Genomic DNA, 26,295 nt, shown 5'->3' with positions numbered 1-26,295 from the left:
CTACTGCAGCTAAAATTTCACAGGTTAAATGACATCCAAAACGTTTATCCCGCTATTTGCTGGGCAGTAAGACCCCCGCTGATTAAAGTTTCACTTTATATGATTGATAAGTCACAGTTTGCGTTATTTCTTTTTTGTTTCCACTTGTAATGGTTCACCTGTGAAAGTATTACAATACATGTTTTTTACTTTTGGGAATAATAAGTCCTTTCATTTTTTTGTAATACATAAAAATAGATGTCAAACGGGATATGTTGTATCCAATCTGGACAACTCATATTAGAAATACACTTATTAGACACTCTAAGTAATAAATTTGTTCCACTTTAAGATGAGGAAGAATTTGGGGTTTGTAAATTAACAATGGAACTACGTGTTTTTTCGTTATACAAAAACCTCTACATATAAGTAGAGGTTTTTAAATTGCATATTAACGAATTATGCTTTTTCAGATAAACGAAGATAATAGAATACATAATTTTAACTAGATTTATTGTTAACTAATTTATCCCCACCAAGCTCCGCCTCAATCTGCGAAGTTTTCGATGACTCATCCATACGCCAATACGTAATAAAGCTTATCGCGATACAGCCAGCTACGTAGAAGTAGAATAGTGATTCCATTCCGATACTCTTTAGCCATAAAGCGATGAACTCAGCTGTTCCGCCAAATATCGCAACTGTTAGTGCATATGGTAAACCTACGCCAAGTGCGCGAATTTCAGTTGGGAAGAGTTCTGCTTTTACAATTGCGTTAATGGAAGTGTAACCAGTAACGATAATGAGACCGACCATCATGAGTAAAAATGCTACGATTGGTTCTGTCGTTTTTTCCATGAAGAAGAAGATTGGCGCTGTTAGTAATGTTCCGAGAATACCGAATGCCATTAATAGTGGGCGGCGTCCAATTTTATCGGATAGTAGCCCTGCAATCGGTTGAAGTACGACAAATATAAGTAGTGCGACAAAGTTAATCCAGCTTACAACTTCTTTCGGAAGGCCGACTGTGTTTACCATGAACTTTTGTAAATATGTTGTGTACGTATAAAATGCAACGGTACCTCCTAAAGTTAGGCCGACTACTGTTAATACTGCTTTCGGGTGTTTCATAAGCGCGCGAACGGTTCCTGCGCTCTCGCGTTTTTGTGATTTTATGTTTGAGAACTGCTCCGACTCATCCATCGTGCGGCGAAGCCATAATACAGCTACTGCGCCCATCGCTCCAATAATGAACGGGATACGCCATCCCCAAGCTTTCATATCTGGTTCGCTTAGTAATTGCTGAAGAACAATTTGAACGCCTAACGCAACCATTTGCCCAGCAACGAGCGTTACATATTGGAAACTTGAATAAAAGCCACGGCGTCCACTACTAGCCATTTCAGATAAATATGTTGCGGAAGTTCCGTACTCTCCGCCGAGTGACAACCCTTGAAGTAAACGAGCAAGAACTAAAATAATAGGGGCCATAATACCGATACTTTCGTAACTCGGTGTACAGGCAATAATTAAAGAACCACCGGCCATAACTGTAATGGAAAGCGTTAATGCTGCCCGGCGTCCGTGCCGATCCGCATAGCGTCCCATTAATAAACTTCCGATAGGGCGCATTAAAAATCCAACTGCGAAAATAGCCGCTGTGTTCAGTAACTGACTCGTTGGATCGCCTTTAGGAAAGAACTCTGCTGAAAAATAAACGGCGAAAGCAGAGTAAACGTACCAGTCGTACCATTCAATTAAATTACCGACAGAACCTTTAAAGATATTGCCGGCGACTCGGTTTGATTTTACTTGAGCCATACTAATTCCTCCTCTTGCTTATAAATAAAATGATAATTATGAAAGCGTGTTCATTGTAGTTGAATTGTACTGTTCTTTAAATAAAATCTCAATATTATGACAATTTTATTCTTTTTGTACTTTATGAACATGGATATTTTTAATAGTTGCTTCATTTTCAGTTTTGTCATAATAATAGAAAAAGGAGATTGATAGTTTTGAATATTTTATCAAAGGATATGGAGTATGAAGAAATCACGCAAAGTTTCATTGCAAACGAAAATAGTAAGCTTAATTATCGCGTTAATTGTATTTGTCGTTCTCCTATTAGCGGGAATATTTGTTTACATTCAGTCCGTTGATACGAAGCGCCAAGTGGAGCAGTTAGCACTGCAAACAGCGAAGTCGCTTTCTTTTATGCCAGCTATAAAAGATGCTTTTCAAAATAACGAGCATAAAAATACGATTCAATCCATTGCGGAACAAGTTCGGGAGCAAGCTGGTGCAGATTATGTCATTATAGAAGACCGTTTTGGGGTTATGTATTCACATTCTAATTCGGGGTTGATTGGAACAAAGAGTAACAACCCGTATAACTATGAGGCACTCACTTTTGGAGGGTACTATACGCTTGAAGGAAATGGTGTAAGTGGTCCAGCCTTAATGGCAAAGGCACCTATTATTGTTCATAACGGAGACTATGATCAAGTAGTAGGCGTTGTAACAGTAGAGTTTTCAATACAAGGTATTGAATCTAACATATTGAGTAGAACGAAAGAAATTATACTCTTTTCCTTAGCGGTATTATTAGCCGGCATTGTTGGTGGAATCCTTTTAGCGCGTAGCATCAGAAAAGATACACTCGGTTTAGAGCCGAATGAAATCGCAGCGTTATACCGGGAACGAAGCGCGATACTACTATCTATAAAAGAAGGAATTATAGCTATTGATCAAAACGGTTTTATTACGATGATGAACACGTCGGCAGAAGAAATGCTTCATGTAAATGATGATTATATGCAGCAGCACATTTCAAAAGTTTTACCGAATTTTAATATGGAAAGAGTGCTAGAAACCGATCAAGAAATCGCGTTTCAAGATAAAGTGTTTATTTTAAACATGACACCGATACTCGAAAATAATAGTACGGTAGGCGTTGTATGTAGTTTTAGAGATAAAACAGAACTGCAAAACTTAGTGAATACGATATCTGAGGTAAGAAAATATTCCGAGGACTTACGTGCTCAAACACATGAATTTACAAATAAACTTTTCGTCTTATCAGGATTACTTCAGTTAGGACATTACAAAGAAGCAATTGAATTTATCCAACAAGAATCTAACATTCATCAAAGCCAAAATCATATTTTGTTCCATCAAATTCACGATGCGAAAGTACAAGCTATTTTATTAGGAAAACTCGGAACAGCGTCTGAGAAGAAAATTGAGTTTCATATTGAAGGAGATAGTGCGCTTCATCCGTTACCAGACCATATAAAGGTGTCGCATCTTATTACGATCCTTGGAAACATAATTGATAATGCATTTGATGCGGTGAGTGAACGAGAGGAGAAGAGAGTTTCTTTCTTCGTTACGGATATTGGGCACGATATTGTGTTTGAAGTGATAGATAGCGGGATAGGAATACCGGCAGAAAAAATAACGACCATTTTTCAAAAAGGATTTTCAACGAAAGGAACTGATCGTGGTTACGGACTAGCAAACGTGAAAGAAATGGTAGATCTACTAGAGGGAACAATTGAAATTCAAAACGAGAAAAATGGGGGAGCTATTTTTATAATTTACCTTCCGAAAACATTGAAAGAAAGTACATGACAAACAGGGGGATGGACATATGTTGAAGGTGGCAATTGCAGAAGATGATTTCCGCGTCGCGCAAATTCAGGAAGAGTTTTTATTAAAAATAAAGGACGTAAAAGTGATTGGAAAAGCATTGAACGCGAAAGAAACGATGGAACTACTACAAAAGGAAGAAATCGATTTGCTTCTATTAGATAATTACTTACCAGATGGAATTGGAACTGACTTATTACCACAAATTCATGCTGACTTTCCAAGCGTTGACGTCATTATGGTAACAGCGGCGAATGAAAACTATATGCTAGAAAAAGCAATTCGAAATGGCGTAAGCAATTACCTTATAAAACCGGTCACGTTAGAAAAATTCGTTCGCACCATTGAAGACTATAAAAGAAAGAAGCAATTATTACATAGTAACAATGAAGTAAATCAAGCACTCATCGATAACTTCTTTGGGACTTCGCAAACACAAGACATAAAAAACTTACCGACAGGTGTGGATCCGTTAACACTGCAAAAAGTGAAAGGGATTATAAAAGGATTTGAAGAGGGCATTACAATAGAAGAAATGGGAGAACAAATGGGGGCCTCCAGAACAACCGCAAGAAGATATTTAGAATACTTAGTAGCGACCGGCGAATGCACAGTAGAGTACACATACGGCATTATCGGACGACCAGAACGAAAATACCGAATAGGAAGAGGACTATGAAAAAACGATTATTACTATGTATATGGATCATGACAGGAGTAATAGTAATAGCTGGTTGTTCCTCGGAAAAATCCCATACGAATAAAGTGAACATCGACAAATTAGAAATCGTTGCGCCAAACGTTCAAGGAGCAGGATGGGACTTAACAGCACGAGCAATGCAAAAAACACTAGCAGAAGAAAAAATCTTCACAAAACCAATCACAGTCACAAACAAAGTAGGTGGCAGCGGTGATGTCGGATGGAAATATACGAAACAAAAAGGCGGTCACGTACTGGCGATTAACTCAAGCTTACTCATAACGAACAACCTACTAGGCCACAGTAAACTAACATATAAAGACTTCACACCGCTCGCAACACTTGCATCAGATTGGGAAGTTGTTGTCGTATCAAAAGACTCAAACATAGAAAACGCAAAACAACTCATGGAACAACTAAAACAAAACAAGAAAAACTTCAAAATCGGCGTTGCCCCAGGCCTAGGAAACGACGATCACCTATCCTTCGTACAAGTAAGCAAAGCATTCGGCATAAACCCTGCCGAACTACAATTCTTCGTCTACGAAAACAAAGAAAAAATCATAAACGCCCTAACGAACAAACAAATAGGCGCCGCAACCATGACCCTATCCGAAGCCGAAAAACAATACAAAGCCGGCAAAATAAAAATACTAGCCGTATCCGCATCAAAACGACTAGACCGACTACCAGAAATCCCAACATGGAAAGAACAAGGAATCAACGTTACATTCCAGCACTGGAAAGGAATTATGGGCCCGAAAGATATGACGGAGGAAGAGGTTGCTTATTGGGATGGTGTTATTAAGAGGATGGTGGAGAGTGAGAGTTGGAAGGGGATTTTGAGGGAGCGGGGTTGGAATTCTTATTATAAGGATAGTGGGGAGAGTAGGGGGTTTTTGGAGGAGAGTAGTGGGTGGTATGGGGGGATGGTTAGATTTAGTAATTAACACCCTTCTATTGGTTTGTTTGTAAAAATTAGTATATTCAATGTTAATAATGCTGAATTTTAAGGTATACTTTGGGAGTAGCAAATTAATTAAATGCTAGAGAAGTATTGTAACTAAGATATTTAGGGAGATAGAAAAATGAAAGTAGAAACATATTCTTATAGGTATGCAGAAGAGATTTTGCAACATCCCCGTTTTGAAGCTGCATATAACGAATTGATAATGGTTTGTCGTGATTGCCCTGTTCCAATATACAAGGGGAAATCGGGCAGTCAGTCACAGCTGGAAGTTATACAGCAGATAATGAATACTTATTTTCTTTTGAGATTCGAAGAGCTTGGCTGGGAAAAAGAGCCTCGAGCTACACCGAATACATCTGATGATGCATTACGCTCTGATTTTCGAAAATACTATATTGATCCTGATACAGGAGAAGTTATTCTTAAACTTCAAATTGAAGTTGAGTTTGGTAACGTTGCTTCCAGTTATCGTAACTACTTCAAGTTTCAACTCAGCTTTTCTTATGATTTAACAGATATATGTATTTTAATTGTTCCTTCTTATGAACTTTGTAAGAGAATTGATAGTGGTGTTTCAAATTATGAAAAAACAATAAGGGAAATACCAGCTGCAAAACTATCTGTTACTGTTCCAACACTAGTTATTGGACTTTTTGATGATGGCTCTACAGCCTGGAATGTAAAAGATATTACAGAAGATTTAAAAGTTTTGAAAGGAGCACTAAAAGATACATATCCTCAGCATTGTGAGATAGTGAAAGGATACATAAATGATTTAAAAGTATAAAAGGTTAGGGAAAGTACTTATTTTTATTGGGATTGTTTTTTGAATATTCATCAATTATTAATTATATTATTAGGGATTTCAACTTCAATTAATGTTGGAATAACTAGATAATCGGTCATTAGAGATACTATTTGTAAAATCGTAACAAATTGATAAAAGCAGATATCTTTAGGGATAAAATTGATATCTGCTTTTTATCATGAATGGTAATTTCTTTATAAATTAAATCTTTATGATTTTTTATCAGTAATAATATTAGCTATGTATGAATTATTTAACCAATAACACTGCTTTGTAATTTGCTGGCCATCAGGTAAAGTTACTTTATCGGCACCGTTGCGGGCTTTTGGTCTAATATGCGCGACACCGTTGAAGTTTATTTTTGGTAGGTTATTTGTTTCGACGACTTTATCACCACGTTTTTTATATTCAATTTGAATACCTTCATTTATAACTTTATTAACTTCTTCCCATAGTTCACGTATTTCTTTTTCTATTGTAGGGACAGGCATGTTCCAAAGCTTAATGCCTTTAAAGTAGAGTTTACGGTTTGGGTTTTCTTTTTTTGTTTGGTTAAATTCAAAAATTACGAATAAAAATTTGGTTTGATAGAAGCGTTCTCGAATTTCGCTTTCTTCCCATGATTCGTTTGTCCATTGATGAAAATCAATCGTTTCAAATGACATGCTTTGTTCTGGCTTTCCGTTTGGTTCTAAACGAATTGTTTTGAACTCTATATTGGCTTTTGCAAATTCTTCAATTTTATCGAGTCGAGTTCCTTTAATACCAAGTAAAGAGCTTACTAGTAATGGAACAAAGTTCTTGGTTGTAGGTTTGTACTCGATAGATAATTCTTGAGCGATTTCTTGATCAGTTAAGCCTATGTAATTTTCAAATTTTGAATAAAGGATTTCTTCTAAAGATTTTCCTTTTAGTTCATTTGTTGTTGTAAAACTTACTAGTTCTTCGTTTAGGTGATACCTGCGAACTAGTGCTGTCATATAAGAAGGCTTTAACGAAAAAGCTCTTTGCATTGCTGGAATTTCAGAATGCGGTTGTGAGCGAAGTGAATTTTTATTGGAACCTTTTGTACAAGCTCCTAAATAGTTTGTATCACCTTCAGATAATTCATGTGCTTTGCCGGCACGAATTTTATTTACGATGGTTTCCCAGTCTTGTTTAATTATTTCTAAATCAGCTTCAGGATAGGTGAACAGAAGGCTTTTTGTAATATGAAAATCTTTACGGTCTACGCCAGGTACCCATTCATAGAACATTAGTAGTAGCTTTTCGTTTTTTTTCCAAAAGCTTGATGTCTCAAAATGTGTATGAACTTCTTCCATGTAGTTGATAATATTTAAGACTAGCCGTTCTTTGGCTGATAATGAACCGTTTTTATTTTGTTTAAATGCAGTTACTTTGAGTTCAATACCAAGGTGTTTAAAGTCAGCTTCTGCGTTTGAATTTACTTCATATCCAAAGAAGCTTTCCTCGATTACTTGCCCTAGCCCACCTTTTGATTTTGCATTTGCGAGTCGGTCAGTTGTGTCGATTTCACCAAATGTTTTTCCTTCAGCTTCATGTGCTTTTTTCATTAGTTCTTCTATTGTAGTGTAGTCCATAATAATCTCCTTTCTGTATCCAGTGCTGCGGTGTATGATTTTAAACAATACATATTAAAGTTATGCTATAATAAAAAGCTGTTTCAAATTTATATAAGTAAAATTTATAAGAAAGTGCGAACAATTTTCTTAATTGGTACAAGCCAAACAAGGAAATACAAAAAAGTACGGTTCTTGAAATGTTATAGTTGATCTTTTCCTCACTTTTTATTATAATGAAGCATAGATAAATAAAATACCGAAAGGATGTTCGTGTATTTATGGTGAAAGTAGTAGAACTTTTCGCGGGAGTAGGAGGTTTTAGATTAGGACTAGAAGCAAACGAAAACTTTGAAGTTCTTTGGGGAAACCAGTGGGAGCCCTCAACTAAAGCACAACATGCATTTAATTGTTATGCAACTCGCTTTGAAAATAAAGGAATACATGTAAATAGAGATATAGCGGAAGCTTGGCCGGAAATACCTGAGCATGATTTATTAGTAGGAGGATTCCCTTGCCAGGACTATTCTGTAGCACGTACTTTATCGAATGAAAAAGGAATACAAGGGAAAAAAGGTGTTCTTTTTTGGGAGATAATGAATATAGTTAATTCTCGAAAGCCAAGATTTGTTTTGTTAGAGAATGTAGATAGATTATTGAAGTCACCTGCAAAACAAAGAGGTCGTGATTTTTCTATTATGCTGGCTAGCTTTAGAGATGCAGGTTATGTAGTGGAATGGAGAGTCATTAACGCTGCTGATTATGGAAATTCTCAAAGAAGACGAAGAGTATTTATTTTTGCGTATTTAAAAGAATCTCATTTCACATCTGTTCAAAGTAAAATGAAGCCTTTAGAGATATTGTGTGAAAATGGATTCTTCGCTCCGATTTTTAAAGTGCATGAAGCGCCTGAGGAAAACAAAAAAAGAGGGCAATTTGAGTTGCCGGTCGATATTATTGAGGTTTCTGATACATTTAAAGCTGAATACTATAATTCTGGCGTAATGATGGATGGACAAGTATATACGGAAGAATTAGTTCCAGTAACTGAAAGTCCAGAGACTTTAGGTGAAGTTGTTCAAAAAGTATATGATAAATTTGGTCCTGCAGATGAATCATATTATTTGAAAATGGATAAGGTTAACAAAAAGGGAAGAACGGAATTTGAGGAACTTAAGTACCTTAAAGGTCCTAAAAAAGAAGAAAGAGTATCAAAGGCGACGGGGCATAAATATTTCTATTCTGAGGGAGGAATGGCTTTCCCGGATGATTTAAATAAGCCTGGACGTACAATGTTAACAAGTGAAGGAACATGTAATAGGAGTTCACATGTAATCGAAGATCCTTATACAAAAAGACTAAGATATTTAACACCAGTTGAATGTGAATTGTTAAATGGCTTCCCGATGGACTGGACGAATACAGGAATGCCACAAAGAAACAGATACTTTTGTATGGGAAATGCTTTAGTGGTTGATTTGGTGAAGCAAATGGGTCAAAGGATTTTAGAGATTAACGAAGAAGAAGAGAAGATGGATAGTATTGTGCAGTTGAGTTTATTTTAATAAATGAAGAAAGGAGTATAGTGAATTAGTTCACTATACTTTTTTTTGTAAAGAATAAATGTACGAAGCGGATAAATAGAATTGAGAGAGTGTATTTCGAGAAAATGGAGGGTTATTTTTATTTTGGTCCTACGAAGCCAGAAGAAAATCAAGAACAATAAAAAAGCACTCTATTAGAGTGCTTTTTTATTATCTAAAATATCACATGTCAGATTAAATATATTTAACAGGAAATCATAAACAAATTATTAATGATAATTAATAATTTGAAAAAACATCATAGAATGTATATTTATAGGTATTTAGACGTGAAGTTAAAATAAAGCATTGTAATTCTTTATTTTGCATAACCGTTCTGTACAATTTTTATGGCTCCAGATTCAATAGAAGGATTTCTCTATATTTAGATTTCTGATTCAGAAACATTTTTTTCTACGTACATTTCGAGAGCATTTTCATTAGCGATGGTAAGAGAAACAACCTGCAAAGAATGGAAATTCAAAATTATTATAGTTGATGGTAATAAAAAATACGATTTTACTTTCAGTATGAACTTTGTTACTCCTATATGTTATTTAGAAATTAAATATTGATTAATAGTCATAGTTAATTACGACTTAAAGTATATGCTTTCATATGCTATTTTAAAATTGACGTTTTTCACATCGTTATATAGCACTTAATAAAGTTTAATTTGAATTCAAAGATAATTCTATAGATTCATTGTTGAGCCAGATAGCTACTATGGATTTGAGATAAAATAGGATTGTCTAAGCTGGATTTACATTACTTTGAAAATAGATTAACCAGATATTATTTTTCAAAATAAAAAGGAGGTGATGGGAAAATATCACCTCCTTTTCTTATTAATAATTTTAGCTAAAAACATTAATTAAAATATATTAACTGTGTCTATAACGTTTCATAATTTTTATTTTCTATATCAAAAACCTATCAAATATTTTCTTTTAATATCTTCCCGAAAAAATCATTTGTACATCTCCTTAGAGTATCCGCTATATCAAAAACCTATCAAATATTTTCTTTTAATATCTTCCCGAAAAAATCATTTGTATATTACCTTAAATCAGGTATGCTTTTTAGTCTATTCTCTCTTTATTTAGGTTTAATCTCTATTTTTAAATCTAATCCATCTAATATTTTAAGCAAAGTATCTATATTGTAATTATTAGCACTCGTAACTCTTATAATTTGAGGGTGTTTCAACCCTATATTTTTACCTAAGTTTCTAATTGATAAGTTTTTTTCTTTTAAAGCTTCTTTTATTACTTCTGTTATTTCAAGCTTAGGCTCTGATATTGAATAATACTCTTTAGGAACATCCATGAATTCGGAGATATCATACTCTTTGATATCCTCTTTCATATATTTTAATCCACTCCTTTAATTAAATTTCTTTCATTCTTTCCAATACATCCGATTCAGCTCCACTCCATTTCTGTAACTTCCTTTATCAAGCAATTATATTCTAATCCATACGAGAGTTTTTTAGGGTGTCACTGCCAGAGAAGGATTAAAATCCTTCTCTTTTAGCAACACGTTCTGCAGTATCTAAATCTCGTTTTGTAATAGGTTTGGTTGTTTTTCTAAACATATGTAACAGCGCATATTGCGGCGGATTAGTTTTATGAGAAATCTTTTTAAACAAAATCCGCCACTCTGTTTTGGATTTATCTTTAAATTTCATTTCCCAAATTTTATCTCTATGTGTCATTTCAATTCGCCCCTGCAAATGATCATTATTTGTTCCATTAGCATTTAACAAAAATAATGATTCTCTTACCTTCACTTTTACCTCCTCACTTGGAGCATTGATCATTGCTAATACCGCTTCTGCAAAAACGAGATTCGGATACTGAGTAATACGTTTTTTCCCCATATTCTCAGTCTCCTCTGTATGGAATTTTTATAGTAATTCTTTTTGATGGTAACATACATGTTACCAAAGGTCAAAGAGGAAAACCTCTGACTTTATCAAATTCAAATATTCCCACATACCAACTTTTCGTCTTCAACGCACTCATTTATGTAGAAGTACCTGAAAAATATCTTACATTTATAAACCTATACATAAAAAGGTCTGAAATTCACCAAAAGATGGCTATGTGATAAGATGTTTTCTTTTTTTAGTATCAATGTAGCTATAATTAAAGTCTTTCTTATATGTGTCGCGGAAGGATTTTTATAAGCAATAATGTACTACTTCGCTGATATTATTATAAAGAGAAGATCTAAAATTACTGCTGTTGATTAATGGTGACATATATAAAGTATAAAATGTTTTTTAGACACCTAGCAGTCACGAAGGGTGTCTTTTTTCTATATAAAAGAAACTTTGAAAGTGTAATTCTCTTAGAGAATTATTAGTACATTTAAGTTTCAAATTAATATCAAAGAATTAATCAATAAATCTATGAAAAATTGCTATAATAAGGATGATGATAAATTTTGGAAATGTAAAATGATTAGAGTTATATAAAAGGGGCTGAGTAAGTTGGACATTGAAGAATTGTTTCTTAAGCAGGCTGCAGTAGGTGAAGATTTTAATTATAAGGTTCTTTATAACGATAGTAGAGGAGCGGTTTATAAGGATGAATATAAGTCTTTGATTAGGGAGGCTATCGAAAAGAATTTTATAGCAATAGAGAAATTTATTATTGCTGAAAATGTTCAAGAGGAACTTTACCAAATAATTGAGACAAAAGGGGTTCAATATACCTTGATTGAATGTTTAAAGAATTATCATAGTGAATCTGACTCTATAATTACTCCACTAATTTACTTATTAAAGAAGTTAGACCCAAAATTTACACTGGAGATTAATGAAGAAGGGTTGAAAATTGTTTCTAAGTTAGTCGACGTTGAGATTCGTCCAAGAATTGATGGTAAGAATGCTGAGCCGAGAATATATTTTCCTAATGAAAAAGTTGCAATTACTTCAACAAATGATAATGTTGAAAATTTAGGGGATATTTTAGCAATTAGAGGTGTAAAAATCTATATTATAGGTACTGATAATCGTTCGAATTTAATTTATGCGTATAAAATAAACAGGTATGATAGATATTTTGATGTAGCAGAGGGGTATAAGAATAAATTAAGGTCGGAATTGCTTGATAATATATTTGCTAATAACTAATTATTAAATTTATATAAAATTGGGTGAAGAATATGAAGAAATTAGATAAAGATTATGTTTGGGAATGCGATTATGGTATAAGAAAACCATTAATCCCAGCTTTGAAAGAGTTGTTAAGTGAACAAGATGCGACATCTCTTCAGATGGTAAATTTATTGACCAATTCAATTCCATATAATTTAGAATTTTATATTGTATTAAGTTACGATAATCCTCAGGAAGACCATATTGAGGTTATGAAAAATTTGATGCTAGGAGAAGGTTTGCGTTATCGTCCAGATATTACATTCCATGAATTACAGCAAGAGATAGGTAATAGAAGATTTAATAGTCAAACTTTAGTTGGAGAGTGTGATGTAGAAAAGGCGATGAAAAGTGAATTTCTATTCCCATTTGCTGAGAAAAGTGAAATAGAAAAGCTAGGTTATATTATAGATAAACCACTTGGAAATCAAATGCCTATTTTTTTAAGTCACTCTTCTAAAAATAAAAGTGAGGTTGAAGATTTAATTCCTTACATCAATGGTGCTGGATTACCTGTATGGTTTGATAAAGTAAATATTGATTATGGTGAATCTATTGTCAAGGCAATTCAAAAAGGAATTAAACAGTCGACAGGAGTTATTTTTTGGATTACAAATGATTTTATTAATTCTAATTGGTGCGATTTAGAGCTAAATAAATTTGCAAATAGATACGCTTCAAAACGGGATGTATTAACCATTGCTGTGGTTCATCAAGATGTTGATATAGAAAAAATAGACTTTTTATTCGATGATATTAAGTATTTAAAACGTACAAATGAAGATTTAGAAACAATAGCTAAAGAGATAATTCCTACATTAAAAAGATATATGGAGAGTATAAAATAAGGTGTTTATAAAAGGAGAAATTGAATTCCCCTCTCTTTATACCCAAAGAAGAAAACAATATAAAAGAAACAATAAAGCAGTTTAACAGCCAGTTAAACTGCTTTTTAATTATAATAGAAGAAAAACCAAACGGAGAGAACCCCCTATGCCAACCTACAACAAACTAATCCGAAAAAAAATCCCACAAATAATAAAATCCAACGGAAAAATACCAACAACAAGAATCCTACCTAAAGACGAATACATAAAAGAACTCTGCAAAAAAACACAAGAAGAACTAACAGAATATATCGAAGCAAAAACAAAACCCGATAAACTAGAAGAACTATCCGACCTACTAGAACTAATAAACCCCCTATTCAAACACGAAGGCACAACACTAGAAGAAATCAACAACATCCGTAAAAAGAAAGCAAAAGAAAGAGGCGGCTTCTCAGATCGAGTTTTCCTAATCGAAGTAACCGATAACTAACCCCTCCTAAGCCCCTTACAAGCCCCTACCAAGTAATAAATCACTAAGAAAAAACACAACAAAAACAAAAACAACAACAAACACCGTAGTAGTAGTCAAAAAAATTTAAAATAACACGCCAAAAACCCGCTCAGTCTCCCATATATATTATGAAGGGGCTTTTAATTTTGAACGGAGACGGGAGGAATTAGGATGGCGGTGTATCGTAATGTGCAGGTGAATTTTTGGCAGGATGATTTTGTTTTGGATTTGACGCCGGAGGAGCGGTATTTTTATGTTTACTTATTAACTTGTTCGAAGACGACGCAGTGTGGGATTTTTCCTTTTCCGAAGCGGTTAGCTGAGATGGAGACGGGTTATAATCGGGAGACTGTTGATAAGCTTGTGCAGCGCTTCATTGATTATGGGAAGATTCTGTATGATGCGGATACTCGGGAGTTATTCGTTTTGAATTGGCTTCGTTATAATCCTGTGACGAATACGAATGTGGAGAAGTGTGTGCTACGTGAGCTGAAGGGTGTGAAGAATAAGGAGTTTGTACATATGTTTCTTCAGAAGTGCGTAGAGGAGGAGCTGAATGTTCCGATGCTTTTAGCGCATTTCGGTATGCCGAGTGATTTAGCTGTGGATGATGTTGAGCCAGATCCAGTTTGTGAGGAGACAGAGGAAGAAGAGGTTATAGAGGAAGAAACGGGAAGTCGCGTGTTTTCTTTTTATGAGCAACATTTCGGTAGTTTGTCTCCGCATACTGTGGAGGAACTGAGTGCGTGGATGGATGATTTGTCAGAGGAGCTTGTGCTGAAGGCTCTTCAAATTTCGTATGAGAATAAAAATCGGAAGATGGCTTATGTGAAGGGGATTTTGCGTGGTTGGCACGGGAAAGGGTTTACGAAAGTGTCTGAGGTTGAGGCGGATGCTGCGAATTTCCGGAAGAAGGGGTCGTCTGTTAGTACGGGGGAGACGGAGGAGTTTTTGGCGAGGTGTGAGGAGTGGGAGAAGAATGCGCCGTCTGAGGAAGAGTTGCAGCGCTTTTTAGCGGAGCGCGGGTGGCGTCCATGAGTATTCAAAATGTGGAGGCGGAAAAGACGGTGTTAGGTTCTCTATTACTTGATGGAGAGCTTATTAAGGAGTGCCGTTTGACGGAGCAGTATTTTTCTCTGTCAGTGCATAAGTCTATATTTCAGTTAATGCGAAAAATGGAAGAAGAGGGGCAACCGATTGATCTTGTGACGTTCATTTCTAGGGTAGATCCGAAGTTTTTAGAGGGGATCGGGGGAATGGAGTATTTTATAGGGTTAATGGATGGTGTGCCTACAACTGCCAACTTCTCTTATTATGAGGGGCTTGTTCGAGGTGCCTGGAAAATGTATCAGGCTGGTGTTCTCGGGCACAAGATGGGGGAGCGTCTTATTGCGGAGAAGAGTGAGAAAGTTATCGGTGAGACGATTACGGCACTTTGTGAGTTAGAGGAGAAAGACTCTGTATGTGAGTTTGATTTGAAGGATGCGTTAGTTGATTTGTATGAGGAGCTTCATCAAGATGTAAAGGAGATTACTGGTATTGAGACTGGTTATACATCGTTAAATAAAATGACGTGCGGATTGCAGGAAGGTGATTTTGTCGTTCTTGGTGCGCGTCCTTCTATGGGGAAGACTGCGTTTGCGCTTAATGTTGGACTGCATGCGGCGAAGTCTGGAGCGGCGGTTGGATTGTTTTCGTTAGAGATGAGTAGTAAGCAATTGTTAAAAAGGATGGCTTCTTGCGTAGGCGAAGTGTCAGGAGGTAGGCTGAAAAATCCGAAGCATCGTTTTGCGATGGAAGATTGGGAGAAGGTAAGTAAGGCGTTTGCGGAGATTGGTGAGTTGCCATTTGAGATTTACGACAATGCAGGCGTTACGGTACAAGATATTTGGATGCAAACTCGTAAGTTAAAGAGGAAACACGGTGATAAAAAGCTTTTAGTCATTGTAGATTATTTGCAGCTTATTACAGGCGATTCGAAGCATAAGGGCAATCGATTTCAAGAGATTAGTGAGATTTCTCGTAAGCTTAAGGTATTAGCACGTGAGTTAAATGTTTGTGTAGTAGCGTTATCACAGTTATCTCGTTCTGTAGAGTCGCGGCAAGATAAGCGTCCGCTTTTATCTGATTTAAGAGAGACGGGGCAAATTGAGCAAGATGCGGATGTCATTATGCTTATGTATCGCGAAGATTATTACGATAAGGAAACGAAGCAGAAAGAGATGACGGAGATTCATGTGGCAAAGCACCGGAATGGGCCTGTGGGGAGTTTTAAGCTGAGGTTTTTGAAGGAGTTTGGGCGGTTTGTGGAGAGGGAGAAGTAGTGAGAGGAAGGTGTTTTGAAAATAGCATGTGCATGTGAACCAAAGTTGTAACGCTAATTTTATAAGTTATATAATAAAGAAAATGGTAACTAATAGTTAAGGGGGATTAGCTATTGGCAGGGAATGATATTTCTTATCATAATAAAGATATTCTGATGAAGTTTTTAAGTGAATGTTATAGGGATAAAGGGCTTGAAGCATATGGGTTAAAAGGTTATCCAAGAATAAAAGAATTGTTGCTAAATGAATTTTCGAGAGTTCGTGCAGATCAAAGGCGCTCAGATACTTTATTTGAAATGGAAGATGGTTCAATTTTAATGTTAGAGTATGAAAGTAATACCCGTTTCCTCGAAAACCATTTGAAGTATATGGATTATGCGAATCAAATTATGTATCGTTACTATAATAAGAGGAAAGAGTTACCGGATATTCGAATCGTAGTTATTTATACAAGTGAGGTAATGAATCCTATAGAAGAAATAGATGTATGTAGTATACGTTTAAATTCTAAAGCGGTTTTACTAAATGAATACAATGGTGATGCCATTCTTCAAAAGATTATTAGAAAAATGGAAGAAGGAAAATCTTTGACGGATGAAGAAACCATGAAATTAATACTTGTACCACTTATGCATAGTAGAGAGAAAAGACAAATTTTAATTGAAAAAACGATAGAAGTAGCAAAGTGTATCTCCAATGAGCAAGAACAAATTCAAGTTATTGCTGGGATTCTTGTAGCTACAGATAAATTTATTGATGAAGACTACGCGAAAAAGGTAAAGGAGTGGTTACGGATGACAAAAGTAGGTCGTTTATATGAGCAAGAGAAGCAAGAAGAAATTGATAAAGCACTTTCGGCAGCTGGAATGCTCTTTAAAGGAATGAGTGTAGAAGAAATAGCTAAAAAATTAGATGTAACAATTGAAAAGGTAAAAGAGTGGGAGAAGCGTTTATCTCATTAATCGCTGAGGTAATGGCAGCGTCTGTATAAATTTATACAAAAATAGCCGAATATTTATTATATAATAGTCGGCTATTTTTGTACGGAGAAGTTGTTAGGTTTAATACGCAAATCTTTTGATTTGCTCTTGAATATGTTCCTCATTTCCCCATAAAGAAAGATCTTCTCTCTGCAGTAATCCATTGCTGCAAGTCATCTTGGCTACGTCGGACAAGTCGATTTACTAAAACATCATGCCATACATAATCCTCTAATAAGTATATATGAACGGGGTCATCTGTATAAAAAGCAATATTACGCTCTTCAAGTGATGGTCCATAAATCATCTCTTTAGAATCTATCGATACAATAAACCAATGTTCTGTAGACAAGGTTTCTGTATAAGGTGTTATGCGATGGGCTTCTAGATTTTTAATTGGGTTTTCAACATGCAGGGTAATACCTTGTATTGTAACTTTATCAGCTACTTCAGATAGATCTTCTTTTAACGCTTCATACATCTCATCCCACATTGAAATGACAATACGTCGTTCTGCTTTTTTTATTAATGCCTGACAATAGCTAATGATTGTTTGATTGTCTTTTAAAGTAATCACTCGATTATCCGTTTTTTCCTCGGAAGTTTCTAGTTTTTTTAATGAATCACTTATTCCTTCGTAAGTAGACTGCCATTCTGTTTGCGCCTTCTGTAAAAAGATTTCAACAGGTAGAGGTGAATAGCGAGTGGTGTCATTTATTTCTTCCTTCATGACAATTCCTTTTTCTACAAGGTTACCTAAAATCTCATAAATTCGCGCTCTTGGGACACCCGAATCCTTACTCACTTGGTAGGCTGTGACAGGCCCTTGTTTAACAAGAGATACATAAGATTTAGCTTCATATTCATTGAAACCAATTTTTTTAAGCTGTTGCACTATGTAGTCCACTTTTTTCGTCCTCCGATGTTTGCTTTTATCCCGCTTTAACGGGCAGTAAGACTCCCACCTCAAAATTCAGCGGAAGCAAAGAAGTTAGGTGGGGGTCGGGCTGCCCGTAAAAGCCCGATTGGTTCAACTAATAATCAGTGGCCCCACTGATTAAAGTTTCACTTTATATTTTAACGTTACAATAACTGTTTACATTTAGCAAATTATTAGTTACTATTCGAATAGTGACTAAAGGGGAGGTTAATAGTATGGATTTTTATTTAGACCCATCTGTATTAATGATTTTGATTGTTTTTGGATTTGTAGCTGCATTTATTGATTCAGTTGTAGGTGGTGGTGGACTCATTGCTTTACCAGCTTTATTATTTACAGGACTGAATCCAGCAAGTGCAGTAGCTACGAATAAACTAGCGTCGACAATGGGAAGTGCAACTAGTAATATTGTGTTTTATCGTTCTGGTAATCTTGATTTGAAATCGGCGTTTAAATTAGTTCCGCTCACTTTCATAGGTTCCATAATAGGGGCATGGACCGTTCATTTAATGAATCCAGAAATACTGAAGCCATTGATGCTGATTATGCTTGGTGCGGTGGCTATTTATACGATATTCAAAAAGGATTGGGGTAGTATTTCCACTCATAAGAAATTGTCTGGTCGACACGTCATTATTTTTACTTTTTTTGTTTTTGCTATTGGTTTTTATGATGGATTTCTAGGGCCTGGCACAGGTTCGTTTTTAATGTTTTCTCTTTTATTTATTGGGTATGATTTTTTAAAAGCAGCAGGTAATGCGAAGCTTCTTAATTTAGGAAGTAATGTTGGTGCATTGTTGATGTTTATGTATGTAGGGCAAGTCAACTATGCATATGGTTTTATAATGGGGATTGCTCAAATTGCTGGAGGGATTGTTGGCTCCAAATTCGCTATAAAAAAAGGAAGCGGGTATGTTCGTGCTCTTTTCATTACAGTAACTTGTTTATTGTTGGCGAAAAATCTGTATGACTATATTCAGTAAGTAATTAAAGAGCGTAGAAAAGGTTAAATACGCAGATTACATAAAATATAAGAAGACACTAGGGAGAAAATTCCTTTTAACATTTTTTAGATGCTACCTTATTTGAAGATAGCATCTAAAAAAGTCTTATTAAAAAGGAAAATCTAAGTGAAGAGAATGAAAATAATATAAACTCATATTTTTCTGGGGTATGTTTATTGATCATAGTGAAATGTTTATTCTATATTCTTCTTATAATTAGGCCTCAACAAACTCTTAAAATCTAACTCAGCAATTAGCACACTCAACAATATAAGCGTAGCCCCTAAGTATCCTTTTCCTGTCAGCGTTTCACCTGTGAAAATGAAAGCAAAGCCTGCGGAAAAGACAGGTTCTAATGAGAAGATAAGTCCTGTATGTGTAGGCGTCGTGTATTGCTGGGCAATAACTTGCACGATGAATGCGACTGCGGTGCAAAATATGCTTAAGGCTAGAATGATGAGCCATGAGTTGGTTGTGCTAGGCAGTTTTGGCGTTTCGATAATGAATGAAAAAATAAGACTAAATAGGCCGACGAAGCCGAGTTGTATAACTCCAAGTGCAATGGAATTCACATGTTTCGTTACACTTCCAGTAATGATGACGTGGATCGCATAAAACAGGGCAGACAGTATGCAAAATATATCGCCGTTACCGATTTTGAATTCGCTCGTTAATGTTAATAAGCCGATTCCTATTATCGTTAAAATGATCCCTACTATCACTTTCTTTTCCGGAATGTGTTTTAAAAATATAGCTGATAATATTGGAATGAAAATGACTGTGAGACATAGTAGGAAACCAGCATTAGAAACACTCGTATACTTTGTACCGAAAGTCGCGAAAATGTAAACGATAAATAAGACAGAAGCGAGTATAAATGCATATTTTACAGTTTTAAAATCGATCTTAAATAAATGTTTGTAAAATATTAAACCTGATAAAAGAAAAGCGATAATAAATCGTAATGCGATTAAATTATATTCTTCTATGCCATCAAGTCCAAGTTTTGTAAGTAGGATGGATGCACCCCAAAAAAATGTAACTAGTAGTAACATTAAATCCGCTTTTAATTGTAGTTTCATTTCTATTCCCTCGTTATGTATAAATTTTATAAGCCCATACCCCTATCCCTATTGTTTATTTTAATATTAATTCTGAATATTTGTAACTTAAATTTATCGACGTTTTATTCCATAAAAAAGAGGCTGTTTATAAAACAGCCTCTATGTATCTGAAAATCCGAACCTTGATTAAAGACTACGTAGAATCTCCAACCCTTTTCTTGTTAAATGAATCCCTGCTCTACCTTTTTTTATTTCCACATAACCTTTCATCTTCAGGAAGTTCAATCGGTGTCTAACCTGTGCCTCAGTTAATTTCATTTCGACTTCTTGGCTCTTTTCAGAAATAATTCTTCGTCCGATTGCCTTTCCTTTTTCTTCATAATTCATGATAAGGGTAAGGATGAAAAGTGATTCTTGATCAAGAGCGTTTGAACTTGAAGAAAAGGGTTTAATATTTTCTGCCTGATCGCTATTTGTTTTCTTATGTGGAGGCTTTTGAAAATAATGTTGATTAGGCAAATCATTTTTTGTTATTTGGTTTCCGGTACGGACAGCAAGCATATAATCTATCGTATTTTTAAATTCTCGTACATTTCCGTACCATGGATATCCTTGAAGTTCTTCAATTAGTTCTTGTTCAATTTTGACTTTAGGGTCCGATAGTGCGACAAAATGTTTAGCTAATAATTCAATGTCATTTCGGCGTGCCCTTAATTCGGGAAGGTGTATAAAGAGTACTTTAAGCCTATGGTATAAATCTTCTCTAAACATATTTTCTTGAATCATTTTCAGTAGATCCTTATTGGTTGCTGCAATAATCCGGACGTCTATCGGGATAATTTGGCTTCCGCCAACGCGCATAATCTCTTTTTCCTGCAATACTCGAAGTAGTCGTGCTTGAAGTTTCAGGCTAATATCTCCAATCTCATCTAAAAAAATAGTGCCACCATTTGCTTGTTCAAATAGTCCCATTTTCCCGCCCTTTTTTGCTCCGGTAAACGCTCCGTCTTCATAACCAAATAATTCACTCTCGACTAAATCATCCGATAAAGCACTGAAGTTAACGGCAAGAAAAGGGCCGCTATTTCGCTGGGAAGCATTATGAATAGCACTTGCAAACAACTCTTTTCCAGTACCACTTTCACCTTCAATTAATACAGTTAAATCAGTCTTAGCTAACCTTTTGGCAATTTGTTTCGTGTCTTGGATCGTAGAGCTAATCCCAACGATGTTATGAAAATTGTATTTTGCTACATAACCTTTTTTGACAAATTCTTTTCTCAATTTCCGTTCAAATCCGATGGTCTTAAGGGCATTTCTAAAAGTAACAATAATCGATTGATCATTTATATGTAGACGTTCCACTATTACATCCAAGCCGTTTACAACAAATATTCCGCTTTCTTGTTGCTTATTTGAAAGGATGAAGTTCACTAAATCGATATTATCAATAATGGCATCAATCGGATGACCAATAGCATTTTTACTTTTTATTTTCAGCATGCTTTCCAGAAATTCATTAAAGACAACAATTCTTCCTTCATAATCAATAGCTAGTATGCCATCACCAACACCATCAATAACTTGATGAAGTTGTCGATGAGCTTTAGCTAAATTCTTTGTTAAATCTACTATTTTTCGATAGTATCTCTCAGAAACGTGGTTACCTGATTCCTCCATTAAATGAAATCGATCTAGAATGGACATGATTGTAGTAATATCTATTAATCTATGACCAATATTAATTACTTTTTCTACAAAATCAGGGATAATTTCAAGTTCGCCAGGTGTGATTGCGAGCTTGATCATTTGTATATTCGTTTTTCCAGGATAGTATGGGACATATTCAATATGGTTCAGCCCCAATTGACGCATCGTTTCAATTGATTCGTATACTGTTTTATGATTATCATTCACATATAGGGCTTGTGTTCCTTCTGGTAAAAATAAAAGCTGGTCTACGTTTTCATAATTTAATGTTCGTTTTGCTATTATTACTTCGCAGTTTTCCCCAATAAAGTCTTTCACCGTTTCTATCGTAAATGTATTCGGTAATACAATTAATGTAGAATGAAATACTTTTGGAATACTTTCTTCTACAGAAAAACTTTCGATATCTATGAGATCACCTACCATCTCCGTTAGTTGTTGATGTAGGGCTTTTCGTGTTTCTTTTAAAACGGTGATCAATACAATGTGGTTGGTTTCAAATTTGTTCATAGAGCACCTCTTTAGTTGAATGGAATTGGTCTAAAGTTGGTTATTAATTGGTCATTATGTAACCAATTAATAACCAATTATAATACATTTCAGCATAGTAAACACCGATAAAACGACAAAATATTTAAAAATATGTAAATAATCACTTTAATTTCAATGTTGGCACGATATTTGCTTATATCAATGGTGTGTAAAGAAATAATGAAATGAGTAGAGTCATAATTTACATATTTAATTCTTTACCACTTGCTAGAAAAGGGAGGTTAAGAGTATACAATTTCAGCAGAGAAAGACAACGAAACCATTTAAATTATGAGGTGAGAGAAAATGAAACCACTAATTGGTGTTACGGGGTATTATATTGATCATAGTGAAATAGGGAAGGAGGGCTTACGAGGGCTACCAGGTCAAGATATGGCTATCTTTTCTTACGACTACATCCGTTCACTTCAACGAGCAGGTGCAACGGTTGTTCTACTTCCAATTGAGGAAGTTAATCAAATTGAGTCCACACTTAATCAATTAGATGGATTGTTATTGGCTGGTGGCGCGGACATCAATCCAGTTTATTATGGTGATATTCCAAAATCATATATAGGTACTGTAGAGGAAGAACGAGATAATTTTGAATTAAATTTGGCAAAGCAGGCTTTAGAAAAAGATATTCCTATTCTAGGAATTTGCCGAGGATTACAGGTATTAAATGTTGCAGCTGGTGGATCTCTTTATCAAGACTTAGAGCACGAGATGGGGCCAGAATATTTCCATGTTCGAGAACAGTTCCGTAAATGGCAAGGCTCTCATTCCGTAGATCTTCTGGAAGAGGGGAAAATTTATGAGGCTATTGGCCAAAAATCTTTAATGGTTAATTCTTTTCACCATCAAGCAGTGAAAACATTAGGGAAAGATTTTGAGGCAAGCGCATGGTCCTTTGATGGTGTAATAGAGGCTATTGAATCCAAAGCTCATCGTTATGTAGCGGCGGTTCAATGGCATCCAGAAATGATGTCGGAAAAGGATGCTCTACAGCAACGTTTATTTAATCAATTTGTAAATGAAATTAGTAAAACGGTAGTTAAATCCTAGCGTGTTATAAATAAAAGAATTGATGGAGAGCTTGGTACGTCATGGTAGTGGGGAAACCAGACTGCCGGCTGTCCGTAAAAGTAATAATCATTGGGGGATGAACGAAACCCCCAATGATTAAAGTTTCACTTTATTGCAAAGGGGATTGGTATATGAGTCAAGTATCAGAAAAGGCAGTTTCATTCGAGCCAGAAGAAAAAAAGGAAAAAAAAGAATGGAAAATAAACGTATTTGCAATGTTACTTGTCTTGTTAGTTATTGCGGCTGTTATTACACATATATTGCCAGCAGGAAAATATGAACAGATTGAAAAAAATGGGTATACAACAGTAGATCCAAATTCATTTAAATGGATTGAATCAACGCCACTTGGATTTTTTGATACGGTAAAATCTATTCCTACAGGGATGGTAGAAGCTGCTAATATTATCTTTTTTATTCTTATTATTGGAGGTTTTTTTGGTGTATTAAAGGCATCCGGTACGGTTGAGGCTCTTGTTTCAACGATGGCAAAAAAACTTGCTAACCGTGAAAAGTTAATGATTCCTATTATTATGCTGTTCTTTGCGCTTGGCGGATCATTAATGGGAATGGCGGAGGAAGCTTTAGTGTATGTACCTCTATTTATTCCGCTAGCTCTTGCGGTTGGATTTGATACGATAACAGGAACTGCGATGGTACTAGTAGGAGCGTCTGTTGGATTTACAACGGCAATTATGAATCCGTTTACAGTTGGGCTTGCACAAGGGATAGCGGGTCTTCCTATGTATTCGGGGATGGGGTTCCGCCTCGTTTTATTCGTAGTCATATATGTAATTGCTGTTACATTCGTCTATCGTCATGCTATGAAAGTAAAGAGGGATCCTGCAAACGGAATTTACGGAAAATTCGATACAAATAAGCAAGACAGCTTACTAACAGCGAAAGTAGAGTTAACAAAAAGACATAAATGGATATTAACGGCCTTTTTAATCAATTATATTATTCTTGTATTTGGTGTTATTAAGTACGAGTGGTATATAAAAGAAATTGCAGCCTTATTTATTATTTTAACTATAATCATTGCAATTCTTGGCAAGATATCTCTTGATGATACAGTAGAATCTTTTACACAAGGATCGGCATCTTTAATCGGGGGAGCTTTAATCATTGGTGTATCACGCGCTATTTTAGTCGTATTGAATCAAGGGCATATTATAGACCCACTACTGTATCAAGTGTCGGAAGAAATGAAACATGTATCTCCTTTTTTAAGTGTTGTTGGAATGTACAACTTCCAAGTAGCGATTCATTTTATTTTAGCATCAGGTAGTGGTCATGCGATGTTGACAATGCCTATTATGGCGCCACTTGCAGATTTATTGGACATTACACGCCAAACAGCCGTATTATCCTTTTCATTCGCCGATGGTATTGGAAATATTATTTTTCCAACAGGTGGTACGCTAATGGCTGGATTAGCAATCGCAGGGATTTCATGGACAAGGTGGGCAAGGTGGATTCTTCCTTTAATTCTCATTGAATACTCAATCGGTTTAATAGCAGTTATAATTGCTCATCTTATTGGTTATGGTCCATCTTAATAAAAGGTGGACTGCTTTCAATTATAGAAAGTTCGGATTTGAAGAAGATCGCTAAATAATGGTGATAGAAAAGCCCGGTTTAGAAGGGCTTTTTTTCTATGTGAAATTTCATTTGTTTTGTTTACATAATATCTTTACAATCATTTGATAAAATAAAGTCAACTGCATATTGTGAGGGTGGATGGTTATCCCTTCTTTCTATTCGGAAGGAAAGGAGGTGATAATATGGAGTTTTTGTTTGACCTTGTAAAAGAGTTTGTCAAAGCGACTGTGCGCGAAGTTTCAGCGTATTTTTTGCGGAAGCAACTTCTGGATAAGGACAACAAAAAACCCACTCCGCGCCGTCACAAGCAAAAGGGTGGGTTCCGCAAAAAGAAATAGCTTATAATAACCACCACCCTAATCGGTAGCAGTTATGGAAGAGATGTTAGCGCATCTCTTCTTTTTATTATATGCCATTTTATTTGATGTCATACTTATATAGTATTCTACGGAAAATATATCATATTCCTATTTTGTGGTCAATTTGATCCCGCTTTAACGGGCAGTAAGACCCCCACCTCAAAATTCAGTGGAAGCAAAGAAGTTAGGTGGGGGTCGGGCTGTCCGTAAAAGTCCGATTGGTGAGGGCTGATTAAAGTTTCACTTTATTGCATGATTGAAAAGTTGTAGTCTTATTCCTCTTCAAACTGAAAAATATCCCGATTAATAAGTTGGTGGAGATACCTATCCATTTCAGCAGCAGAAACTTTTCTTTCACTTTTAAACCACCATGCGCTTAATGAGGTGATTGCCCCTGAATAAAATTCAATGATTAAATCATTGGGCATCGTATGATTTTTGTGCAGTTGATTTAACGCTTCTATTTCTTGTTTTCTCGTTTCGTGACTTAAATGCTGTGTTCGGTTAATAAATTGTTCATCAGACATTTGCGTTTCTAATATTTTACCGATTTCTTCATGGTGTAGAAATTGTTCCATTACTTGAAATGGTTTACTTAATCGATCTGAAACCGGTATTTCAGCAATCATCTTGCTGTATCGTTTAAATCCAAATGCTAATAAAGCATCTTTATCTTCGAAGTGTTTATAAAAGGTTGTTCGGTGTACCATTGCGCGGTCACATATTTGGTTAATTGTGATCGTACTATATTTCTGTTTTGATTGCGTCATTAATTCAAATAAGGAATCCCACAGTAATTTATGTGTACGTCTAATACGTAAATCAAGTTGTTTTTCACTATCGTTCATCTACAATTCTCCTTTTTTGTAGATTAAATATACAGTGGCTGAAAATTGATTCTCCCTTTTTAA

The 26,295-nt window shown here is 35.4% G+C and carries 23 protein-coding genes; 15 read left to right on the top strand and 8 right to left on the bottom strand.

The genetic code is table 11. The features are described from left to right. Window positions 1-480: 480 nt before the first annotated feature. Entirely contained in the window at window positions 481-1,800 is a 1,320-nt protein-coding gene (locus AC1Q8L_RS07485) for an MFS transporter (protein ID WP_016513670.1), read from the bottom strand. 225 nt (window positions 1,801-2,025) lie between these two features. Between AC1Q8L_RS07485 and AC1Q8L_RS07480 the strand changes: the two genes are divergently transcribed. The 4 genes from AC1Q8L_RS07480 to AC1Q8L_RS07465 all read left to right on the top strand — a co-directional run bounded on the left by AC1Q8L_RS07480 (window position 2,026) and on the right by AC1Q8L_RS07465 (window position 6,090). Continuing rightward, window positions 2,026-3,615, top strand: a complete 1,590-nt coding sequence (locus AC1Q8L_RS07480) for an ATP-binding protein (protein ID WP_000749650.1) — start codon at window positions 2,026-2,028, stop codon at window positions 3,613-3,615. A 19-nt stretch (window positions 3,616-3,634) separates the two neighbouring features. Further along, window positions 3,635-4,312, top strand: a complete 678-nt coding sequence (locus AC1Q8L_RS07475; RefSeq protein ID WP_000921517.1) for a response regulator — start codon at window positions 3,635-3,637, stop codon at window positions 4,310-4,312. Further along, window positions 4,309-5,283 (top strand): tripartite tricarboxylate transporter substrate binding protein, encoded by a 975-nt coding sequence (locus AC1Q8L_RS07470; RefSeq protein ID WP_098312148.1) that lies wholly within the window; start codon window positions 4,309-4,311, stop codon window positions 5,281-5,283. Before AC1Q8L_RS07475 ends, AC1Q8L_RS07470 begins: the two co-directional genes overlap by 4 nt. A 138-nt stretch (window positions 5,284-5,421) precedes the next feature. After that, a complete protein-coding gene (locus tag AC1Q8L_RS07465) occupies window positions 5,422-6,090 on the top strand; it encodes a BglII/BstYI family type II restriction endonuclease (RefSeq protein WP_061660999.1) in 669 nt (222 codons plus the stop codon). A gap of 230 nt (window positions 6,091-6,320) precedes the next feature. On the opposite strand, the gene AC1Q8L_RS07460 is transcribed toward AC1Q8L_RS07465, so the two are convergent. Beyond that, window positions 6,321-7,712, bottom strand: coding sequence for a Sau3AI family type II restriction endonuclease (locus AC1Q8L_RS07460; protein WP_061661000.1), 1,392 nt, complete (start codon window positions 7,710-7,712; stop codon window positions 6,321-6,323). A gap of 260 nt (window positions 7,713-7,972) precedes the next feature. Here AC1Q8L_RS07460 and dcm point away from each other — a divergent pair, with 260 nt between their 5' ends. Further along, window positions 7,973-9,256: a DNA (cytosine-5-)-methyltransferase gene (gene dcm, locus AC1Q8L_RS07455; RefSeq protein WP_000241631.1), complete on the top strand. Its 1,284-nt coding sequence runs from the start codon at window positions 7,973-7,975 to the stop codon at window positions 9,254-9,256. A gap of 1,116 nt (window positions 9,257-10,372) precedes the next feature. Here dcm and AC1Q8L_RS07450 read toward each other — a convergent pair. Both AC1Q8L_RS07450 and AC1Q8L_RS07445 read right to left on the bottom strand, forming a co-directional pair. Beyond that, window positions 10,373-10,642 carry a helix-turn-helix domain-containing protein gene (locus AC1Q8L_RS07450; protein WP_061660154.1) on the bottom strand — a complete coding sequence of 90 codons (270 nt, stop codon included), beginning with the start codon at window positions 10,640-10,642 and terminating at the stop codon, window positions 10,373-10,375. A gap of 148 nt (window positions 10,643-10,790) precedes the next feature. Next, the gene (locus AC1Q8L_RS07445) at window positions 10,791-11,156 is read right to left on the bottom strand and encodes a type II toxin-antitoxin system RelE/ParE family toxin (protein WP_061660155.1); all 366 of its coding nucleotides are present in this window, start codon (window positions 11,154-11,156) and stop codon (window positions 10,791-10,793) included. Between the two features lie 615 nt (window positions 11,157-11,771). Between AC1Q8L_RS07445 and AC1Q8L_RS07440 the strand changes: the two genes are divergently transcribed. The 6 genes from AC1Q8L_RS07440 to AC1Q8L_RS07415 all read left to right on the top strand — a co-directional run bounded on the left by AC1Q8L_RS07440 (window position 11,772) and on the right by AC1Q8L_RS07415 (window position 17,067). After that, entirely contained in the window at window positions 11,772-12,416 is a 645-nt protein-coding gene (locus AC1Q8L_RS07440; RefSeq protein ID WP_061660156.1) for a hypothetical protein, read from the top strand. Between the two features lie 32 nt (window positions 12,417-12,448). Then, window positions 12,449-13,288: a toll/interleukin-1 receptor domain-containing protein gene (locus tag AC1Q8L_RS07435; RefSeq protein ID WP_061660157.1), complete on the top strand. Its 840-nt coding sequence runs from the start codon at window positions 12,449-12,451 to the stop codon at window positions 13,286-13,288. 145 nt (window positions 13,289-13,433) lie between these two features. Beyond that, on the top strand, window positions 13,434-13,760 hold the full coding sequence (locus tag AC1Q8L_RS07430) for a nucleoside triphosphate pyrophosphohydrolase (protein ID WP_061660158.1): 327 nt from the start codon (window positions 13,434-13,436) through the stop codon (window positions 13,758-13,760). A 192-nt stretch (window positions 13,761-13,952) separates the two neighbouring features. Continuing rightward, window positions 13,953-14,819 (top strand): DnaD domain-containing protein, encoded by an 867-nt coding sequence (locus AC1Q8L_RS07425; RefSeq protein WP_000312060.1) that lies wholly within the window; start codon window positions 13,953-13,955, stop codon window positions 14,817-14,819. Next, a complete protein-coding gene (gene dnaB, locus AC1Q8L_RS07420) occupies window positions 14,816-16,105 on the top strand; it encodes a replicative DNA helicase (RefSeq protein WP_000027328.1) in 1,290 nt (429 codons plus the stop codon). The genes AC1Q8L_RS07425 and dnaB overlap by 4 nt, the downstream gene beginning before the upstream one ends. Window positions 16,106-16,218: 113 nt before the next feature. Further along, a complete protein-coding gene (locus tag AC1Q8L_RS07415) occupies window positions 16,219-17,067 on the top strand; it encodes an RpnC/YadD family protein (protein WP_000908111.1) in 849 nt (282 codons plus the stop codon). Window positions 17,068-17,206: 139 nt separating this feature from the next. Here the strand turns inward: AC1Q8L_RS07415 and AC1Q8L_RS07410 are convergent, their stop codons facing one another. Further along, window positions 17,207-17,992, bottom strand: coding sequence for a TrmB family transcriptional regulator (locus tag AC1Q8L_RS07410; protein WP_000384620.1), 786 nt, complete (start codon window positions 17,990-17,992; stop codon window positions 17,207-17,209). 248 nt (window positions 17,993-18,240) lie between these two features. On the opposite strand from AC1Q8L_RS07410, the gene AC1Q8L_RS07405 reads away from it, so the two are divergent. Continuing rightward, window positions 18,241-19,008, top strand: a complete 768-nt coding sequence (locus tag AC1Q8L_RS07405; protein WP_000348454.1) for a TSUP family transporter — start codon at window positions 18,241-18,243, stop codon at window positions 19,006-19,008. Between the two features lie 215 nt (window positions 19,009-19,223). Here AC1Q8L_RS07405 and AC1Q8L_RS07400 read toward each other — a convergent pair whose 3' ends face one another. After that, window positions 19,224-20,111: a DMT family transporter gene (locus AC1Q8L_RS07400; RefSeq protein ID WP_000776056.1), complete on the bottom strand. Its 888-nt coding sequence runs from the start codon at window positions 20,109-20,111 to the stop codon at window positions 19,224-19,226. Between the two features lie 168 nt (window positions 20,112-20,279). Beyond that, on the bottom strand, window positions 20,280-22,313 hold the full coding sequence (locus AC1Q8L_RS07395; RefSeq protein ID WP_001031775.1) for a sigma 54-interacting transcriptional regulator: 2,034 nt from the start codon (window positions 22,311-22,313) through the stop codon (window positions 20,280-20,282). 327 nt (window positions 22,314-22,640) lie between these two features. Between AC1Q8L_RS07395 and AC1Q8L_RS07390 the strand changes: the two genes are divergently transcribed. The 3 genes from AC1Q8L_RS07390 (at window position 22,641) to AC1Q8L_RS07380 (ending at window position 25,363) form a co-directional block, all read left to right on the top strand. Continuing rightward, window positions 22,641-23,399 (top strand): gamma-glutamyl-gamma-aminobutyrate hydrolase family protein, encoded by a 759-nt coding sequence (locus AC1Q8L_RS07390; protein ID WP_000803239.1) that lies wholly within the window; start codon window positions 22,641-22,643, stop codon window positions 23,397-23,399. 152 nt (window positions 23,400-23,551) lie between these two features. Then, window positions 23,552-24,982 carry a YfcC family protein gene (locus AC1Q8L_RS07385; protein WP_000084613.1) on the top strand — a complete coding sequence of 477 codons (1,431 nt, stop codon included), beginning with the start codon at window positions 23,552-23,554 and terminating at the stop codon, window positions 24,980-24,982. 225 nt (window positions 24,983-25,207) lie between these two features. Next, the gene (locus AC1Q8L_RS07380) at window positions 25,208-25,363 is read left to right on the top strand and encodes a hypothetical protein (protein WP_000394753.1); all 156 of its coding nucleotides are present in this window, start codon (window positions 25,208-25,210) and stop codon (window positions 25,361-25,363) included. A gap of 293 nt (window positions 25,364-25,656) precedes the next feature. On the opposite strand, the gene AC1Q8L_RS07375 is transcribed toward AC1Q8L_RS07380, so the two are convergent. Then, on the bottom strand, window positions 25,657-26,232 hold the full coding sequence (locus AC1Q8L_RS07375; RefSeq protein WP_098312147.1) for a TetR/AcrR family transcriptional regulator: 576 nt from the start codon (window positions 26,230-26,232) through the stop codon (window positions 25,657-25,659). Window positions 26,233-26,295 lie beyond the last annotated feature (63 nt).

The sequence above is a fragment of the Bacillus sp. GW823-FHT06A11 genome, assembly GCF_058795355.1.
Note: the sequence above shows the minus strand (reverse complement) of the source record. Positions and strands in the feature narration are given on the sequence as shown.

Coding starts and splice junctions, on each gene's coding strand:
- AC1Q8L_RS07485 (WP_016513670.1), bottom strand. CDS start 1,800: ATGGCTCAAGTAAAATCAAACCGAGTCGCCGGCAATATCTTTAAAGGT.
- AC1Q8L_RS07480 (WP_000749650.1), top strand. CDS start 2,026: ATGAAGAAATCACGCAAAGTTTCATTGCAAACGAAAATAGTAAGCTTA.
- AC1Q8L_RS07475 (WP_000921517.1), top strand. CDS start 3,635: ATGTTGAAGGTGGCAATTGCAGAAGATGATTTCCGCGTCGCGCAAATT.
- AC1Q8L_RS07470 (WP_098312148.1), top strand. CDS start 4,309: ATGAAAAAACGATTATTACTATGTATATGGATCATGACAGGAGTAATA.
- AC1Q8L_RS07465 (WP_061660999.1), top strand. CDS start 5,422: ATGAAAGTAGAAACATATTCTTATAGGTATGCAGAAGAGATTTTGCAA.
- AC1Q8L_RS07460 (WP_061661000.1), bottom strand. CDS start 7,712: ATGGACTACACTACAATAGAAGAACTAATGAAAAAAGCACATGAAGCT.
- dcm (WP_000241631.1), top strand. CDS start 7,973: ATGGTGAAAGTAGTAGAACTTTTCGCGGGAGTAGGAGGTTTTAGATTA.
- AC1Q8L_RS07450 (WP_061660154.1), bottom strand. CDS start 10,642: ATGAAAGAGGATATCAAAGAGTATGATATCTCCGAATTCATGGATGTT.
- AC1Q8L_RS07445 (WP_061660155.1), bottom strand. CDS start 11,156: ATGGGGAAAAAACGTATTACTCAGTATCCGAATCTCGTTTTTGCAGAA.
- AC1Q8L_RS07435 (WP_061660157.1), top strand. CDS start 12,449: ATGAAGAAATTAGATAAAGATTATGTTTGGGAATGCGATTATGGTATA.
- AC1Q8L_RS07430 (WP_061660158.1), top strand. CDS start 13,434: ATGCCAACCTACAACAAACTAATCCGAAAAAAAATCCCACAAATAATA.
- AC1Q8L_RS07425 (WP_000312060.1), top strand. CDS start 13,953: ATGGCGGTGTATCGTAATGTGCAGGTGAATTTTTGGCAGGATGATTTT.
- dnaB (WP_000027328.1), top strand. CDS start 14,816: ATGAGTATTCAAAATGTGGAGGCGGAAAAGACGGTGTTAGGTTCTCTA.
- AC1Q8L_RS07405 (WP_000348454.1), top strand. CDS start 18,241: ATGGATTTTTATTTAGACCCATCTGTATTAATGATTTTGATTGTTTTT.
- AC1Q8L_RS07400 (WP_000776056.1), bottom strand. CDS start 20,111: ATGAAACTACAATTAAAAGCGGATTTAATGTTACTACTAGTTACATTT.
- AC1Q8L_RS07395 (WP_001031775.1), bottom strand. CDS start 22,313: ATGAACAAATTTGAAACCAACCACATTGTATTGATCACCGTTTTAAAA.
- AC1Q8L_RS07390 (WP_000803239.1), top strand. CDS start 22,641: ATGAAACCACTAATTGGTGTTACGGGGTATTATATTGATCATAGTGAA.
- AC1Q8L_RS07385 (WP_000084613.1), top strand. CDS start 23,552: ATGAGTCAAGTATCAGAAAAGGCAGTTTCATTCGAGCCAGAAGAAAAA.
- AC1Q8L_RS07380 (WP_000394753.1), top strand. CDS start 25,208: ATGGAGTTTTTGTTTGACCTTGTAAAAGAGTTTGTCAAAGCGACTGTG.
- AC1Q8L_RS07375 (WP_098312147.1), bottom strand. CDS start 26,232: ATGAACGATAGTGAAAAACAACTTGATTTACGTATTAGACGTACACAT.